Source organism: Rhodanobacter sp. FW106-PBR-R2A-1-15, assembly GCF_058789735.1.
The window spans coordinates 1-1,025 of sequence record NZ_JBYTEM010000066.1; the positions used below are offsets into that span (position 1 = coordinate 1).

Genomic DNA, 1,025 nt, shown 5'->3' on the forward strand with positions numbered 1-1,025 from the left:
ATGGCAAAGGGTAAATTCGAACGCACCAAGCCGCACGTGAACGTCGGCACGATTGGTCACGTGGATCACGGCAAGACGACGCTGACGGCGGCGCTGACGAAGGTCGGTGCGGAGCGCTTCGGTGGCGAGTTCAAGGATTACAGCGCGATCGACGCGGCGCCGGAAGAGAAGGCGCGCGGCATCACGATCTCGACGGCACACGTGGAATACGAGTCGCCGAAGCGCCATTACGCGCATGTGGACTGCCCGGGCCATGCGGACTACGTGAAGAACATGATCACGGGTGCGGCGCAGATGGACGGCGCGATCCTGGTGTGCTCGGCGGCGGACGGTCCGATGCCGCAGACGCGCGAGCACATCCTGCTGTCGCGCCAGGTGGGCGTGCCGTACATCGTGGTGTTCCTGAACAAGGCGGACATGGTCGACGACGCCGAGTTGCTCGAGCTGGTCGAGATGGAAGTGCGCGAGCTGCTGAGCAAGTACGACTTCCCGGGCGACGACACGCCGATCATCCACGGTTCGGCGCTGAAGGCGCTGGAAGGTGATCAGAGCGAGATCGGCGTGCCGGCGATCATCAAGCTGGTGGACGCGCTGGACAGCTACATCCCGGAGCCGGTGCGTGCGATCGACAAGCCGTTCCTGATGCCGGTGGAAGACGTGTTCTCGATCTCGGGCCGCGGTACCGTGGTGACCGGTCGTATCGAGCGCGGCGTGATCAAGGTGGGCGACGAAATCGAAGTGGTCGGCATCCGCGACACGCAGAAGACCACGGTGACGGGCGTGGAGATGTTCCGCAAGCTGCTGGACCAGGGCCAGGCGGGCGACAACGCGGGTCTGCTGCTGCGCGGTCTGAAGCGTGACGACGTGGAGCGCGGCCAGGTGCTGGCCAAGCCGGGCACGATCACCCCGCACACCGACTTCGAGGCGGAGGTATATGTGCTGTCGAAGGACGAGGGTGGCCGTCATACGCCGTTCTTCAAGGGCTACCGTCCGCAGTTCTACTTCCGCACGACCGACGTGACCGG

1 protein-coding gene is annotated in these 1,025 nt (G+C 64.8%); it reads left to right on the forward strand.

Features of this window, described 5'->3' with window-relative positions; translation table 11 throughout:
• The coding region (gene tuf / locus AC3WTD_RS18510) for an elongation factor Tu (protein ID WP_492614660.1) at window positions 1–1,025 on the forward strand (1,025 nt) is incomplete at its 3' end.